Source organism: Streptomyces sp. NPDC033845 (assembly GCF_055576225.1).
Genome location: NZ_JBVIRI010000016.1, coordinates 29,389 through 45,710, shown reverse-complemented (window position 1 = coordinate 45,710; position 16,322 = coordinate 29,389). Strand labels below are relative to the sequence as shown.

The 16,322-nt window shown below is 74.3% G+C and carries 12 protein-coding genes and 1 pseudogene; 11 read left to right on the top strand and 2 right to left on the bottom strand.

Going from position 1 to position 16,322, the window contains the following annotated elements; genetic code table 11:
* Positions 1-37: 37 nt before the first annotated feature.
* From ACZ50K_RS28605 to ACZ50K_RS28560, 10 genes and pseudogenes are all read left to right on the top strand, one after another.
* A complete protein-coding gene (locus tag ACZ50K_RS28605; RefSeq protein WP_468908258.1) occupies positions 38-1,114 on the top strand; it encodes a pyridoxal-phosphate dependent enzyme in 1,077 nt (358 codons plus the stop codon).
* Positions 1,115-1,246: 132 nt separating this feature from the next.
* Entirely contained in the window at positions 1,247-2,353 is a 1,107-nt protein-coding gene (locus tag ACZ50K_RS28600; RefSeq protein ID WP_468908163.1) for a hypothetical protein, read from the top strand.
* Between the two features lie 264 nt (positions 2,354-2,617).
* Positions 2,618-3,202, top strand: coding sequence for a snapalysin family zinc-dependent metalloprotease (locus tag ACZ50K_RS28595; protein ID WP_468908161.1), 585 nt, complete (start codon positions 2,618-2,620; stop codon positions 3,200-3,202).
* A 118-nt stretch (positions 3,203-3,320) separates the two neighbouring features.
* Positions 3,321-3,452, top strand: a pseudogene (locus tag ACZ50K_RS28590) (cytidine deaminase); the annotation flags it as partial.
* Positions 3,453-3,660: 208 nt separating this feature from the next.
* Complete coding sequence (locus ACZ50K_RS28585) at positions 3,661-5,202, top strand: aldehyde dehydrogenase family protein (protein ID WP_468908159.1); 1,542 nt, start codon at positions 3,661-3,663, stop codon at positions 5,200-5,202.
* Positions 5,199-6,725: a GMC family oxidoreductase gene (locus tag ACZ50K_RS28580; protein ID WP_468908157.1), complete on the top strand. Its 1,527-nt coding sequence runs from the start codon at positions 5,199-5,201 to the stop codon at positions 6,723-6,725. Before ACZ50K_RS28585 ends, ACZ50K_RS28580 begins: the two co-directional genes overlap by 4 nt.
* Entirely contained in the window at positions 6,722-7,780 is a 1,059-nt protein-coding gene (locus ACZ50K_RS28575) for a quaternary amine ABC transporter ATP-binding protein (RefSeq protein WP_468908155.1), read from the top strand. Before ACZ50K_RS28580 ends, ACZ50K_RS28575 begins: the two co-directional genes overlap by 4 nt.
* Before the next feature lie 58 nt (positions 7,781-7,838).
* Complete coding sequence (locus ACZ50K_RS28570) at positions 7,839-9,839, top strand: ABC transporter permease subunit (protein WP_468908153.1); 2,001 nt, start codon at positions 7,839-7,841, stop codon at positions 9,837-9,839.
* 1 nt (position 9,840) lies between these two features.
* Complete coding sequence (locus ACZ50K_RS28565) at positions 9,841-10,866, top strand: ABC transporter substrate-binding protein (protein WP_468908151.1); 1,026 nt, start codon at positions 9,841-9,843, stop codon at positions 10,864-10,866.
* Positions 10,867-10,977: 111 nt separating this feature from the next.
* On the top strand, positions 10,978-11,805 hold the full coding sequence (locus tag ACZ50K_RS28560; protein ID WP_468908149.1) for a peptidoglycan recognition protein family protein: 828 nt from the start codon (positions 10,978-10,980) through the stop codon (positions 11,803-11,805).
* Positions 11,806-11,823: 18 nt separating this feature from the next.
* Here ACZ50K_RS28560 and ACZ50K_RS28555 read toward each other — a convergent pair whose 3' ends face one another.
* Entirely contained in the window at positions 11,824-12,837 is a 1,014-nt protein-coding gene (locus tag ACZ50K_RS28555) for a helix-turn-helix domain-containing protein (RefSeq protein WP_468908147.1), read from the bottom strand.
* A gap of 130 nt (positions 12,838-12,967) precedes the next feature.
* Here ACZ50K_RS28555 and ACZ50K_RS28550 point away from each other — a divergent pair, with 130 nt between their 5' ends.
* Positions 12,968-15,778, top strand: coding sequence for a M4 family metallopeptidase (locus tag ACZ50K_RS28550; RefSeq protein ID WP_468908146.1), 2,811 nt, complete (start codon positions 12,968-12,970; stop codon positions 15,776-15,778).
* A 44-nt stretch (positions 15,779-15,822) separates the two neighbouring features.
* On the opposite strand, the gene ACZ50K_RS28545 is transcribed toward ACZ50K_RS28550, so the two are convergent.
* Entirely contained in the window at positions 15,823-16,227 is a 405-nt protein-coding gene (locus tag ACZ50K_RS28545; RefSeq protein ID WP_468908144.1) for a hypothetical protein, read from the bottom strand.
* Positions 16,228-16,322 lie beyond the last annotated feature (95 nt).

The following is a 16,322-nucleotide window of genomic DNA, read 5'->3' as shown; positions in this document are numbered from 1 at the left end:
GTACGGGACGTACGACCGGGCCGGGAACCGCTACCCCCTGGACGGTGTCCGCTGGCGGGGCGAGGACGGGAGCCCGCTCACCGTCGACCCGCCGCCGGGACTGCGCCCCGGGCTGATCGACACGGGCGAACGCTCCCTCTGGCGCTACCACCGGGCCCTCCCGGTCCCTGCCGCCCACCGGGTGAGCCTGGGCGAGGGCTGCACCCCGATGGTCCCGGTGGACTGGAACGGCGTACGCGTCCACTTCAAGCTGGAGTGGTTCAACCCGACCTCCAGCTTCAAGGACCGGGGGGTCTCGGTCATGATCTCCCACCTCGCCGCGCACGGGGTCCGGCGGGTGCTGGAGGACAGTTCGGGGAACGGGGGTTCCGCGGTGGCCGCCTACGCGGCCGCGGCCGGCATCCGCGCCCGGATCCTGGTGCCCGCGGCCACCTCGGCCGCCAAGATCCTCCAGGCGCGGGCCTACGGGGCCGAGATCGAGCTGGTGGGCGGCACCCGGGACGAGGTGGCGGCGGAGGCCGTCCGCCAGTCCGCGCGGATCCCCTACGCCAGCCACAACTGGCACCCCCTGTTCATCCAGGGCACCAAGACGGTGGCCTACGAGATGTGGGAGTCCTTCGGCTTCGAGGCCCCGGACAACGTGGTCCTGGTGGCCGGGGCCGGCAGCAACGTGATCGCCTGCGACCTGGCGTTCGGCGAACTGCTGGAAGCCGGTCAGATCGGCGCCCGGCCGCGCCTGTTCGTGGGACAGCCCGAGCACTGGGCGACCATCGCGGACACCGTCAACGGCATCGACCCGGCCGGGCGGGGCGAGCGGGTGCCGACCATCGCCGAGGGCGCCTCCATCGCCGAACCGGTCCGGCTGGCCGAGGCGGTGGCGGCCGTCCGTCGCTCCGGCGGCGGCGCGTACGCCGTGCCGGAGGCGGAGATCCGCGGCGCGGTCCGCGCGCTCAGCGGGCGCGGACTGTTCGCCGAACCGACCAGCAGCGTGGCCGCGGCGGCCCTCGACCACTTCATCGCCACCGGGGACATCACCCCCGGCCAGCGGACCGTGGTCGTGCTGACGGGCAGTGCGCTGAAGTCGGCGGAGAAGACCGCCTCGGTGTTCGCCTAGAAGGCCCGCGCCTCCCGCACGACTTCCCGCGCAAAATCCCGTACAACCTTTCGACGGGGCTGTGGGTCTCCTGTGTGATCGCGTGATGACCGCGCAACGATCGCACTGACGAGGAGACCCACCATTACCGCCATGCGCAAGACCCTCATCGCCACCGCAGTCGTCGGCACCGTGCTGGCGGGTGCGGCCGGCTGCGGCACGGTCGAGCAGCTTTCCGCCGGGAAGAAGCTGGACCAGGCCTTCGAGAACCTCGGCAAGGAGAAGTCGGTCTCCTTCGAGCTGGACCTGGACGTCGACGCGAAGACCATCAAGGCCCTCGACGCCGAGTCCAAGCCGGCCCCCGGCGAGGAGGTCCCGGACGAGGCCGCCGAGCTGATCGCCGGCGCGAAGGTCAGCTTCACGGTCTCGTCGAAGAAGCCCCTCGCCGAGTCCGAGGACAAGGACTTCGTCGGGATGGCGATGAAGGTCAGCGGCACCGGCGGCGACCTCGTCGAGTACCGGGTGCTCGGCGACCTCGTCTACCTGCGCTCGGACGTGAAGGCCCTCACCAAGGCCATGGGCATGCCGCTGCCGGCGGACTCGGAGCTGCCGCCGGAGGCGGGCGGCCTCAAGAAGGTGCTGGCCGGCGAGTGGGTGAAGCTCGACGCCAAGAAGATGGCGGAGATCGCCAAGGACAAGGGCGCGGCGCCCGGCGAGGCACCGGCCCCGGTGCCGGCACCGCTGCCCTCCTTCGACGCCAAGACCCAGAAGGAGCTGCTCAGCGGCATCCGTCAGGTCATGGCCCGCGAGGTGGAGTTCAAGACCGCCAAGGGCGAGGACGGCGCCGAGCGGATCACCGCCACGGCCTCGGCGCGGACCCTGATCACCGAGCTGCTGGCGAAGATCCGCCCGCTCGCCAAGGACCTGCCGGCCGACTCCCTGCCGACCGACAAGGACCTGAAGGAGATCCCCGACACCAAGGCCTCGGCCGAGTTCAGCCTGAAGAACGGGGACCTGGAAGAGGTCCGTGTGGACCTGGCCCAGCTGGTCCCGGACCTGAAGGGCAGGAAGTTCGGCCTGGTCCTGCGGACCGGTACGGACGAGAAGGCCGAGCTGACGGCCCCCGCCGGGGCCACCGAGCTGGACCTGGGCGAGCTCATGGGCGGCCTCATGGGCGCGATGCCGCAGGACGCCGAGTTCGACGGGACCGGCCTGCCGGGCGACGGCCTCGACGAGGAGTTCGTCGAGAACGCGGCCTGACCGGGCACCACGCCCGGCGGGGGCGGCGCGGACGCGCCGCCCCCGCCCCGGGTCCCGGAAGTCGGACGCCCGACGGCCGGGGTCCGGCGGGCGGCCGCCGGAAATGGCTGGCAGGGGCATGACGAACGGGGGCGGCCGGGGTCTAACGTCAGAGGGCTCCGGACCGACGGACCTCCGAACGCCCTTGCCGGTGTGCGGTGTTGACGTCCTTCCGGGCTCCCGTCCCTGCCAGGGGGCGGGCCCCCCACGACAGAAGGAGCAGCGATGCCCCTCCGCACATGGCTGAAGGCGGGCACCTCCGCCGCGGCGCTCGTCCTCGCCGCCGGAACCGCGGCCGCCGCCGCGCCCGCCCCCGTCCAGGCCCCCTCCGCGCCGAAGGCCGCCGCCGTGGTGACCCTGCGGTACGACGACAGCCGGGCCGCCGGCTGGGAGGCGGCCATCACGGCCGGCGTCGCCTCCTGGAACGCGAACGTCAGCAACGTCCGGCTGGTGGAGGCGGCACCCGGCACCCGGGCCGAGATCATCATCGTCGCGACCACGGGCTGGCCGCAGGCCACCCTCGGACCCGTCCGCCCGGGCCGGCAGGTCCGGGTGGAGCTCGGCAGCCAGGCCGTCGGCCAGGGCTATGACAAGACCCGGATCGCGGCCCACGAGCTGGGCCACAGCCTGGGCCTCCCGGACACCAAGCCCGGCCCCTGCTCCCAGCTGATGTCCGGCTCGACCGGCGGGGTCTCCTGCACCAACGCCGTGCCGAACGCCACGGAGCGCGCCCGCGTCCAGTCCGCGTACGCGAACGGTCTCGCCGCCCTCGCCCCCACCGACGGCCGCCTCCTCGTCGACGCCCCCTGACCCTCCCCGCGACACCGGCGCCCGCCCCCACCCGGGGCCGGGCGCCCACCACCGCCGCGCCGCCCCGGCGCCGACGCCCGGTTGCCGGCCACCCCCCGGCCGGGACAGCCTCCGCCGGCACCGCATGGCGGCCGCGGGCCGGAACCGGGACGGCCGCGTCGTCCCCGCGGTGCACGCCTACCACTTCACCGGAGGCCCCCGCGCCGAGCTGATGCTCATCGGAGCGGCCGCCGCGCAGGGCGCGTACGAGCCGGCTGCCCCGTCGCCGAGCTGCTGCCCGAGAGCTACGTGTCGATCATGGTTCGGGGCTGAGTTATGTCCGGTTTTGTTCGTTTGTAGGCCGTGAAGCGGGTCACTCTGCGCAACGCGTTCCTCATGGGTCGCAGATGCGGGGGCAGGCGGTCGGAACCTCCGGGCGACCGGAGGGGATGCACCTGAACGGAAAGGCCCGACCCGACGTGAGCGCAGCAGACCAGACCATCCATGTGGGCGGAGAGTGGCGAGCAGCCCGCTCCGGCGCCACCCGCGAGATCATCGACCCCGTGGACGCGACCGTCTTCGCGGTGGTGGCCGAGGGCGGTGTCCAGGACACCGACGACGCGGTGGCCGCGGCCCGCGCCGCCTTCGACGAGGGCTCCTGGCCGCGCACCCCGGTCGCCGAGCGGGCCGCCCTGCTGCGCAGGGTCGCCGCCCTGCTGGAACGCGACCGGGAGCGCATCGGCGCCCTGGAGAGCCGGGACGCCGGCAAGACCCTGGAAGAGGGCCGGGTGGACGTGGACTGCGTCCGCGACGCCTTCCGCTACTTCGCCGACCTCGTGGAGAAGGAGGACGGCGGACGGGTCGTGGACACCGGTTCGGACGAGGTCCACAGCGTGGTCGTCCATGAGCCGGTCGGCGTGTGCGCCCTGATCACCCCCTGGAACTACCCTCTCCTCCAGGCGAGTTGGAAGATCGCACCGGCCCTCGCGGCAGGCAACACCCTGGTGGTCAAGCCCAGCGAGATCACCCCGCTGACCACCGTCGTGCTCGTCGAGCTGCTCCTGGAGGCGGGACTGCCGCTGGGCGCGGCCAATATCGTCACCGGCGCCGGTCACACGGTCGGGGCCCGGCTCGCCGAGCACCCCGACGTGGACCTGGTCTCCTTCACCGGCGGGCTGCTCAGCGGCACCAAGGTCGCCCGGGCGGCCGCCGACAGCGTCAAGAAGGTCGCGCTGGAACTGGGCGGGAAGAACCCCAATGTGGTGTTCGCCGACGCCTGCGCCACCCCCGAGGGCTTCGACACCGCTGTGGACCAGGCCCTCAACGCCGCCTTCATGCACAGCGGCCAGGTGTGCTCGGCCGGCTCCCGGCTGATCGTCGAGGAGTCCCTGCGCGAGCGGTTCGTCGCCGAGCTGGCACGCCGGGCCGATCTGATCCGGCTGGGCCGCGGCACCGACGAGGGCGTGGAGTGCGGGCCGCTGGTCTCCGCGGCCCAGCTCGCGCGGACCGAGGAGTACGTGGCCTCGGCCCTCGCCGAGGGCGCCGTACTGCGGGCCGGCGGCGAACGCCCGGCCGGCCCCGGCTTCTTCTACCGGCCCACCGTCCTGGACGGCTGCCACCGCGGGATGCGGGTGATCCGCGAGGAGGTCTTCGGCCCCGTCCTCACCGTGGAGACCTTCCGCACCGAGGAGGAGGCCGTCGCCCTCGGCAACGACACCGAGTACGGCCTCGCCGGAGCGGTGTGGACCTCCGACGGGGCCCGGGCCGAGCGGGTCGCCGCCCGGCTCCGGCACGGCACCGTCTGGATCAACGACTTCCACCCCTATCTGCCGCAGGCGGAATGGGGCGGCTTCGGGAAGTCCGGCATCGGCCGCGAGCTCGGCCCGACCGGCCTCGCCGAGTACCGCGAGGCCAAGCACGTCTACCGCAACCTCGCCCCGCGCCCGGTGCGCTGGTTCGCGGGCGCCGACCAGCAGCGGCACGACCAGCACCGGGACGACCAGCAGAAGGACCTGGCATGAACCAGCCGCAGGTGTACGACTACGTCATCGTCGGCGGCGGCACCGCCGGCTCCGTGATCGCCTCCCGGCTGACCGAGGACCCGGACGTCAGCGTCGCGGTGATCGAGGGCGGCCCCAGCGACGTGGGCCGTGCGGAGGTGCTCACCCTGCGCCGCTGGATGGGCCTGCTCGGCGGGGAGCTGGACTACGACTACCCCACCACCGAGCAGCCCCGGGGCAACTCGCACATCCGGCACAGCCGGGCCAGGGTCCTGGGCGGCTGCTCCTCGCACAACACCCTGATCGCGTTCAAGCCGCTGCCCTCCGACTGGGACGAGTGGGCCGAGGCGGGGGCCGAGGGCTGGGACGCGGAGTCCATGGACCCGTACTTCCCGCGGCTCCGGAACAACATCGTCCCGGTGGCCGAGGCCGACCGGAACGCCATCGCCCGGGACTTCGTGGACGCGGCCCGCAAGTCCGTCGGCGTGCCGCTGGTGGAGGGTTTCAACCGGAGCGCCTTCCACGAGGGGGCCGGGTTCTTCGACCTGGCCTACCACCCGGAGGACAACAAGCGCTCCTCCGCCTCGGTGGCCTATCTGCACCCCTTCCTCGACCGGCCGAACCTGCACATCGCCCTGGAGACCTGGGCCTTCCGGCTGGAGCTGGAGGGCACCCGGGCCACCGGTGCGCACGTCCGCACCGCGGACGGCGCCGAGCACCTGGTGCGGGCCCGCCGCGAGGTGCTGGTGTGCGCCGGGGCCGTGGACACCCCCCGGCTGCTGCTGCACTCCGGGATCGGCCCCCGCGCCGACCTGGCGGAGCTGGGCATCCCGGTGGTGCACGACCTGCCGGGCGTCGGCGAGAACCTGCTCGACCACCCCGAGTCCGTCATCGTGTGGGAGACGCACGGTCCGATCCCGGAGAACTCGGCGATGGACTCCGACGCCGGGCTGTTCGTCCGCCGGGACCCCGGGTCCCGGGGACCGGACCTGATGTTCCACTTCTACCAGATCCCCTTCACCGACAACCCCGAGCGGCTGGGCTACGAACGGCCCCCGCACGGCGTGTCGATGACCCCGAACATCCCCAAGCCGCGCAGTCGCGGGCGCCTCTACCTCACCAGTGCCGACCCGGCGGTCAAACCCGCCCTGGACTTCCGGTACTTCACCGACGAGGAGGACTACGACGCCCGGACCCTGGTCGACGGCATCAGGATCGCCCGGGAGATAGCGGCGAGCGAGCCCCTGGCGGGCTGGCTGAAGCGCGAGGTGTGCCCGGGCCCGGAGATCACCTCCGACGAGGAGCTCAGCGCGTACGCACGCCAGGTCGCGCACACCGTCTACCACCCGGCCGGCACCTGCCGGATGGGAGCGGAGGACGACGAACTCGCCGTCGTCACACCTGATCTGAGAATCCGGGGCCTGGAGGGCATCCGGATCGCCGACGCGTCCGTCTTCCCGACCATGACCGCCGTCAACCCGATGATCGGCGTGCTCATGGTCGGCGAGAAATGCGCCGACCTGCTGGGAGGCACCACCCGATGAACACCGACTCCGTCTTCTCCGTGCGGAACCTGTGGAAGGTCTTCGGACCCAAGGCCGACCGGATCCCCGGCGACCCCGAGCTCGCCGCCCTGGACGCCGCCGGGCTGCGCGAGCGGACCGGCTGCACCGCCGCCGTCCGGGACGTGTCCTTCGAGGTCCGCAAGGGCGAGGTCTTCGTGGTCATGGGGCTGTCGGGCTCCGGCAAGTCCACCCTGGTCCGCTGCCTGACCCGGCTGATCGAGCCCACCTCGGGCAGCATCGCCATCGACGGCGAGGACGTCCTGTCCATGGACCCCGGCCGGCTGCGCGAACTCCGCCGGCACCGGGCCTCGATGGTCTTCCAGCACTTCGGGCTGCTCCCGCACCGGACCGTCCTCGACAACGTCGCCTACGGCCTGGAGATCCAGGGCGTGGGCCGTGCCGAACGCCGCGAACGGGCGGCCGGGTTCGTCACCAAGGTCGGCCTGGAGGGGATGGAGCACCGCAGGCCCGGACAGCTGTCCGGCGGGCAGCAGCAGCGGGTCGGACTGGCCCGCGCCCTCGCCGTCGACCCCGAGGTCCTGCTGTTCGACGAGCCGTTCAGCGCCCTCGACCCGCTGATCCGCCGGGACATGCAGGAGGAGGTGGTCCGACTGCACCGCGAGGAGGGCCGCACCATGGTCTTCATCACCCACGACCTGAGCGAGGCGCTCAGGCTCGGCGACCGGATCGCGCTGATGCGCGGCGGCCGGATCGTACAGCTCGGCACCCCCGAGGAGATCGTCGGCTCCCCCGCCGACGACTACGTCCGGGACTTCGTCCGCGACGTGCCGCGCGAGCAGGTGCTGACCGTCCGCTCGGCGATGCGGCCGGCCCGCGCCGAGGAGAGCGAGCAGGGTCCGGCGCTCGCCCCGGGCGCCACCGTGCACGAGGCGATCGAGGCCGTGGCCCGCACGGGACAGAACGCGCGGGTCGTCCAGGACGGCCGGTGCCTCGGCGTGGTCGACCAGCGCGCCCTGCTCGCCGTGGTCGCCGGGGTCCCGGCGGACGCCGCGGCCGGGAAGGCGGTGGCCTGATGTATCCGCACACCACCTGGCCGCCGCCGTGCGCGCACTCCCCCCGGGGGTGCGCCCGATGACCACCGCCACCCCCACACCCGCCGCCACCCGCCCACCCGCCGCCGCCCCCGCGCCGGCCTCCCCCGCCCCCGGACGCCGCCGCGGCCGGCTGATCGGGGCGGGCGCGGTCGTGGCCCTGGTCCTCGGTGTCCTGCTGCTGGGCGGCGGGAACTGGCCCGGCGCACTCTCCGTGGACCTCTCCGGCCCGCTGGAACGCACCAGCGACTGGATCATCGACAACCGGGACGGCCACCCGCTGTTCCTGTACTTCCTCGGCCACCTCAGCAACGCCGTGGTTCTCTCCGTCCGCGCCGTCTACCTGCTGCTCCTGGCCCTGGGATGGGCCGGGGTGACGGCCGCCGCCGGCCTGCTGGCCTGGCGGGTCGCGGGCCCCCGGCTCGCGCTGACCTCCGTCGCCGCCTTCACCGTGTGCGGACTGCTGGGCATGTGGGTGCCGACCATGCAGACCCTGGCCCTGATGGCCGTCGCCGTCGCCGCCTCGGTGCTCCTCGGCGGACTCCTCGGACTCGCGGCCGGCCTCTCCGACCGGATGGACCGGATCCTGCGCCCGGTCCTGGACACCATGCAGGTGCTGCCCGCCTTCGCGTACCTGCTGCCGGTGGTCCTGGTCTTCGGCATCGGGGTGCCCGCCGCGGTCCTCGCGACCGTCGTCTACGCCGCCCCGCCCATGGCCCGGCTGACCGCGCTCGGGCTGCGCGGCGCCGACCCCGGGGTGATGGAGGCCGCCGCCTCCCTGGGCGCCACCGGCCGGCAGCGGCTGCTGACGGCCCGGCTCCCGCTGGCCCGCAAGGAACTCCTGCTCGGCCTCAACCAGTCGATCATGATGGCGCTGGGCATGGCCGTGATCGCCTCCGTGATCGGGGCCGGCGGCCTCGGCGACCGGGTCTACCAGGCCCTCGCCGCCGTCGACGTCGGTGCCGCCCTCGCGGCGGGCGTGCCCATCGTGCTGCTCGCCGTCGTCCTGGACCGGGTCACGGCCGCGGCCGGCGCCCGGATCGGCACGGTCCCGGCCCGCCCCGACGGCCCCGGCCGCACCGCCTGGACCGGCGGGCGCGCGACGCTCGCCGCGGGCGCCCTCGCGGTGGCCGCGGTGGCCGCCGCCGGACGTCTGTCCGACCGGCTGAGCTGGCCCGAGGGCTGGACCCTGGACACCGCCGGACCCGTCAACCGGGCCGTGGAGTGGATGACCGCGCACCTCTACTCCGGGGTCCCCGTCGTCGGCGGCACCGCCGACTGGGCCGGCCGCTTCACCACCTGGGTCCTCAACCCGCTGCGCGACGGCCTGCAATGGCTGCCCTGGTGGAGCGTGCTGCTGGCGGTCGGCGTGCTCGCCCTGCTCATCGGGACCTGGCGGACGGCCGCCACCGCCGTCCTGGCCATGGCCGCGATCGGGGTGCTCGGCGTCTGGGACCCGGCCCTCGACACCCTCTCCCAGGTGTTGGCCGCCGTCGCGGTGACCCTGCTGCTTGGCTTCGCCCTCGGCACCGCCGCCGCCCGCCACGACCGGCTGGGCCGCGCCCTTCGGCCCGTACTCGACGTCTTCCAGACGATGCCGCAGTTCGTCTACCTGATCCCGGTGGTCGCGCTGTTCGGCGTGGGCCGAGCCCCCGCCGTCGCGGCCGCCGTGGTCTACGCGCTGCCCGCCGTGGTCCGGATCACCGAGCAGGGCGTACGGGCGGTGGACCCCGGCGCGCTGGAGTCCTCGCGGGCCCTCGGCGCGACCGGACGGCAGCAGCTGTTCCAGGTCCAGCTGCCGCTGGCCCGGCCCGCGCTGCTGCTGGCCGTCAACCAGGGCGTGGTCCTGGTCCTCGCCGTCGTCGTCATCGGCGGCCTGGTAGGCGGCGGGGCGCTGGGCTACGAGGCGGTGTTCGGCCTGGCCCGCGGCGACCTCGCGACCGGTCTGGTGGCCGGTGCGGCCATCGTCTGCCTCGGCCTGGTCCTCGACCGCGTCACCCAGCCGACCCGACGAGGCGGCCGAGCCGGAAAGGTGGCCTGAGATGCCCCGCACCCGCACCACCCCCCGCACACCCCGGGCCGCCCGTCTCCCGGGCGCCCCCCGCTCCCGTGCCGTCCGGCTCTCCGCCCTGCTGGCGGCCGCGGCCCTGACGGCCGGTCTGACCGGCTGCGGGGCGGCCGACATGACCCGGCAGTCCTCCCCGTACGCCGCCGCGAAGGGATCCCGGACGGTCACCCTGTCCGTGCAGTCCTGGGTCGGCGCCCAGGCCAACGTGGCCGTCGCCCAGTACCTGCTGGAGCACGAGCTCGGCTACCGGGTCGACACCGTGCAGATCGACGAGGTGCCCGCCTGGGACGCCCTCAGCCAGGGCCGGGTGGACGCCATCCTGGAGGACTGGGGCCACCCCGAGCAGGAGGAGCGGTACATCGCCGACAAGGGCACCATCGCCCGGGGCGGCGACCTCGGGGTCACCGGCCACATCGGCTGGTTCGTGCCCACGTACTTCGCCGAGGAGCACCCGGACGTCACCGACTGGCGGAACCTGGACAAGTACGCCGCCGAGTTCCGCACCCCGGAGAGCGGCGGGAAGGGCCAGCTGCTGGACGGCTCCCCGTCCTACGTCACCAACGACAAGGCCCTGGTGAAGAACCTGGACCTGGACTACCAGGTGGTCTTCGCCGGCTCCGAGGCGGCCCAGATCACCCAGATCAAGCAGTTCGCCAAGGAACGGAAGCCGTTCCTCAGCTACTGGTACAAGCCCCAGTGGCTGTTCGAGAAGGTGCCGATGACCGAGGTGCGGCTGCCCGCCTACAAGGAGGGCTGCGACGCCGACCCGGAGAAGGTGGCCTGCGGATACCCGCACACCCCCCTCCAGAAGTTCCTCAACGCCCGGTTCGCGGACGGCGGGGGCGACGCGGCGGCCTTCCTGAAGAGGTTCCGCTGGACCACCGAGATGCAGAACGACGTCTCGCTGATGATCGCGGAGGAGAAGCTGGCGCCGCAGGAGGCCGCGGCCCGCTGGGTGAAGGCCAACCCCGCCACCTGGAAGGCCTGGCTGCCCTCCTGACCCCGGCGCGGGCGGGGGGTATGGGGCGGGTGCGCGGAGCGCCTGCGTGCTCCCGGGGGGTGGGGCGCTCTTATATGGGTGCTTCCTCCCCCCACAGGAACGGGCCCATCGATGACGTCCACCCCTCCCGCCCGGCTCTCCCGCCGCGCCCTGGTCTCCGCCGCGTTCGCGTTCTCGGCCGCGACCGTCCTGCCCGCCGTCACGGCCTCCCCGGCCGCTGCCGCCACCGGCGCCGGCGGGTTCCGGGGCCGTGACGGGTTCACCGTGCCCGCGATCACCGACTGTGCCGGCTGGGGCGCGCGGGCCGCGTCGGAGGCCGTGGTGCTGCTCGCCGCCCGCCCCGAGCGGATCATCGTCCACCACACGGCCACGGCGAACGTCGCCGACCTCTCCCGGGACCGGGCGCACAAGCTGGCCCGTGCCATCCAGACCCACCACATGGACCTCCAGGGCTGGATCGACACGGGCCAGCACTTCACCATCAGCCGGGGCGCGTTCGTGCTGGAGGGCCGGCACCGCAGTCTGGCCGCCCTGAACGCCGGGAACCGGATCGTCCGGGCGGCGCACTGCGTCGGCCAGAACAACGTGTCCATCGGCATCGAGAACGAGGGCACCTACATGACGGAGCAGCCGCCGGCCGCCCAGTACGCGGCGCTGGCGGACCTGTGCGCCCACATCTGCCGCCAGTACGGGGTCTCCCCGTCGGAGATCTACGGGCACCGGGACTTCAACAGCACCGCCTGCCCCGGGGACCGGCTGTACGCGATGCTGCCGCAGCTGCGCGCCGACGTGGCGCTGCGCCTCGGCGGGACCGCGCCGGTGTCGCTGCCCCGCCGCCCCTGGAACCCGCCGCGCGACCCGGTCACCGACCCGGCCGCCCTCGCCGAGTCCCTGAAGGAGTACCTGCCGGAGGGCCTCCTGGACCGGGTCCGGACCTGAGCCCTCTCCGGAGGCGGCCTAGAGCCAGCCGCGCAGGGCCGCCCGGGCGCCGGCCTGGAAGCGGGTGGCGGCGCCCAGTTCGCCGAGCAGGGCGTTGATCCGGCGGCGGGCGGTGTGCACGTGGACGCCCAGCTGGCGGGCGATGGCCTCGTCCTTGAGCCCGCCCGCCATCAGGCCGAGCAGGGCCTGCCGCCCCTCCGGTACCGGTTCCGCCGGCCCCTCGGGGCCGCCGAACGGCAGGGCGCCCTGCCACACCGCCTCGAACAGGCCGACCATCGCCGGGGCGAGCAGGCCGCCGGTGACCAGGAGCGCCGAACTGGTCGGGTCCGCCTCCCCGGTGGGCGGCAGCAGGGCGGTGCGGCCGTCGACCACCAGCAGTTTGGTCGGGACGGAGGCCGCGGCCCGGATCCGTACCCCGGTGGCCATCAGCGGGGCGAGCACCTCCCAGCGGCCCGGGCGGTCGAGGGCCTCCTCCCCCACCACGATGCGGACCGCCACCCCCCGGGCGCGCAGGCCGTCGAGGCCGTGGCCGGGGAGGTACGCCTCGGGGCGGTCCGGCATGGCGTAGGGCGGCCGGTCGAGGAAGGCCACCTCGTGGCGGGCGGCGGCGAGCAGTTCGGCCACCCGGCGCACGATCCGCTGCTGTCCGTGGACGGTCTCCCAGCCGGCGCCGTCGGAGCGGCCGGGGGTGTCGGGGACGTCCGGGGCGAGCCGGACCGCGATCTCGTCGGCGGCCGCCCGGATGCGCTCCAGGTCGGCTGCTCTGTCGTGGAGTTCGGCGGCACGGCGGTGGGCCAGGGCGCGGATCGCCGGTCCCGCGGGCAGGGGGCGGGGCAGGGTTCCGGGCGGGCCCTCCAGCACGAAGCCGTGCTCGCGCAGTTGGCCGATCGTGCGGTCGAACCCCGGCCGTTCCATGCCGAGTTCGGCGCGCAGCCGGTCCGGTGCCGCTTCCCGGTCCCGGGACAGGGCGCGATAGACCCGCTCCGCGTCGGCCCCCAGACCGAGTTCCCCCAGTGTGGTCTTGATGGTCATGAGGGGATTCTCGGCATGCGCGCATTCTGCCCACAAGTGTGCTTCCACAGTTGTGACCGGCACTTATTCCTTGATCCACAACGATGCAACACCTTGCATGGGCCCCACACCGATCGTCCGGAGGGAACCCATGGTGAGCAGGTCCAGTACGTCCGCGAGGACGGCCCGGATATCCGGCGCCGCCGCGCTCCTCGGCGCGGCGGCCCTGTTGTCCGGCCTCCTGCCGGCCACCGCGCAGGCCGAACCGGCCCCGCCCGTGGCCGAGGTGGTGCCCGGGGAGGGCACCGCGACCCCGGCCCTGGTCGAGGGGATCGCCGAACCGGCCGATGCCGGGAGCGGCGCGGCCGAAGCCGCCCTCGGCCATCTCGCGGCCCGCAAGGGGCGCTACGCCATCCCCGACCCAGGGCGGGACCTGGCGGCCGCCGGCCCGGCCCTGCAGGAGGGGGCCGAGGAGACCGTCCGGTTCGCCCAGCGGCACCGCGGGGTGCCGGTGCTCGGCGGTCAGTACCTGGTCCGGATGGAGCACCGGGACGGCCGCCGGCTGGTCACCGGGACCTCGGGCCGGTACTTCACCGGGCTGACCGTGGACACCCGCGCGGCCGTCACCGCGGCCCGGGCCGGCGAGCGGGCGGTGGCCTCGGTGCGCGAGCGGCTGTCCCGTCAGAAGCTGTCCCCGGCCCGCCCGTCGAAGCCGGGGGCGGGGGCGCCCGGCGCCGGTGCGGAGCGGCCGGCCCGCGGCCCGCTGACCGCCCGGCTGTCCGCCGAGGGCCACGGCCTGGTCGTGCTGCCGAGGGGCAAGGGCGTGCTGGCGCACCATGTGACGGTCACCGGCAGCGATCCGGCGACCGGCGAGCCGGTGCGGCAGGAGGTCTACGTGGACGCCCGCTCCGGGTTCCCGCTGCTCGCCTATTCGGCGATCCGGCGGATCGAGTCCCGGTCCCCGGCCCCGGTGACCGCCGGTTCCGGCACCCGGCTGAACGGTGCCAAGGTCACCCTCGGCGTGCAGCGGGACACGTCCGGCTACGTCCTGCGCGACCACGGCCGCACCTGGTCGACCAGCAGGCAGCCGATCACCACCTACGACGCCACCGGCCGGCGGGTGGACGAGGTGGCGGGCACCTGGCCGGCCGGCATCGCCCCGGTCGCCTCGCCCGGCAGGGCCTTCGGCCGGGCCGCCACCGACTCCGGCGCGGTCGACGCCCACTGGGCGGCCGGGCAGGTGTACGACTACTTCCGTACCAAGCACGGCCGGGACGGCCTGGACGGCCGGGGCGGGGCCGTCAACTCCCTGGTGGGGGTGCGCGACCCGTACGGCCTGCCGTACGTGAACGCCTTCTGGGACGGCACCAAGATGGTGTACGGCACCGGGGACGAGGAGTTCAAGCCGCTCTCCGCGGACCTCGACGTGGTCGGCCACGAGATGACCCACGGGATCGTGGAGCACACCGCGGGCCTGGTCTACGTCGGCCAGTCGGGCGCCCTGAACGAGGCGGTCGCCGACTACTTCGGCAACGCCATCGACCTGACCGCCTCGGGCACCCCGATGGGCCACCCGGACGCGGGCCTGGTGGGCGAGGACCTGTGCCGGACCCTGGCGCCGCGCGACTGCGCGCTGCGCGACCTCGACGACGGCCGGACCACCGCCAAGGACTTCCTGGGCGCCACGTACGGCACCGACGACGGCGGGGTGCACCTGAACTCCACCATCTTCTCCGGAGCCCTGTGGGACATCCGAGAGGACCTCGGCGCCGGGCTCGCCGACCGGATCGTCTACCGGGCGCTGACCCGCTACCTCACCCCGCTGGACGGGTTCACCCAGGGCCGGGCCGCGGTGCTCGCCGCCGCCCGCGACCTGAAGGCGGGCGGCGCGCAGCTGAAGGCCGTCCGGCGGGCCTTCGACGCGCACGGCATCGTGCCCGGCTGGGAGAAGGCCCTCGGAGTGGACTCCGACCGGCTGCTCGGCGATGTGAACACCACCGGCACCCCGCCCGGCGCGGGCGGCGGCTGGTGGGCCTCCGCCTCCTCGGACGAGTCGGGGCAGGAGGCGTACTCGGTGTACGCCGGGCGCACCGACGGCACCGGCGGGGTGAAGCGGCTCAGCCCCAACGACGGCCGCGCGCACGTGTATCCGGACACCGACGGCAGGACCGCGGTGTGGGCGGCGTACGGGCCGGACGGGGTCTCGGTGCTGTCCCGGCCGCTGGCCGGCGGTCCGGTGCGGACGGTCTGGTCGGCCCCGGCGACCATCGGCAACGTCCGGGTGTCCGGCGGGGTGATCGCCTTCCAGGAGGTCACCTTGGAGGGCCGGTCCCGGGTCGGCTACCTGCGGCCCGGCGACCGCCGGCCGGTGTACGCGGACGGCGGCGCGGCCGACACCGTGACCGCGCTGCCCACGCTGAGCGGGTCGCGGCTGGGCTACGCCAAGCTGTACACCGACTCCCAGGGCTACCAGCAGGTCAGCGTGGAGGTCACCGACGTGCGGACCGGCCGCAGGGCCCTGGTGCCGCCGAAGGGCGGCTACAACGGGCTGGCCTCCCCGGTGGTGACCGGCCGGCACGTGTACTGGCTGGTGGACGACATCCCGGACGACAACCGGATGGCGCTGCGGCGGGCGAACCTGGACGGGACGGGTCTGACGGACCTGATCGGCGAGCAGGATCCGTCGGCGCACTTCTGGAACCTGGACGCCACGGACGCGGCGGTCACCCTGCAGTACTGGCGGCCGGACCACGGCCCGCAGACCGGGCCGCGCTGGTCGAACGACAGGCTGCCGAAGCTGGTGCAGACGGACGCGGACGGCCGCGGCCTCCAGCGGGTCTCCTGCAACCGGGGCGAGCAGCTCGGTCTGGCCGCGGACACCGGCCGGCGCGCCGTATGGCTGGACGGCACCACCGGCCACACCGACCTGGTGACCCGCGCCCGGCCCGCCGGCCGCTGCTGAGGGCAGCGCACGGGGACGGACGGGGCGCGGGAGGGGGCCCCGGCTCAGGAGGGGATGGACAGCGACCAGCCCACGACATCGTCGAGGCGGCCGCGCCACAGCTCGTAGTGCATCGTCTGGCGGGCGGATCCGGTCAGGAAGGTGGCGTCCCGCAGATGCACCCAGGCCGGCAGCGGGTCGGGGTCCGTCCCCTCCTTCCGCTCCTGCTCCTCCAGGGCCCGCCCGACGAGCCCGGGCAGCCGGGCCAGTGACGCGGCCCCGGCTCCCGGGAGGTCGCGCAGCGAGGCCTCCCAGTCCCGCACGTACGTCTCCCGGCTGATCGCCTGCCCGTAGATCACCCCGCCGGGGATGTTGAGGGAGACCCCGAAGTGGGAGCGGTTCTCCCGGTCGGCGTCCACCAGTCTGATCAGCAGGCTGAGCTCGGGATCCGGGCGGGACTCGTCGGCCATCGGGCGTCCTCTCGGTGGCACCGGATCGGGGGCGGTGCGCGGGCGGCGGGGCGCGGGGAGCGCTGGGGCCGTCTGCCCCGTCCGGCGGCGGTCAT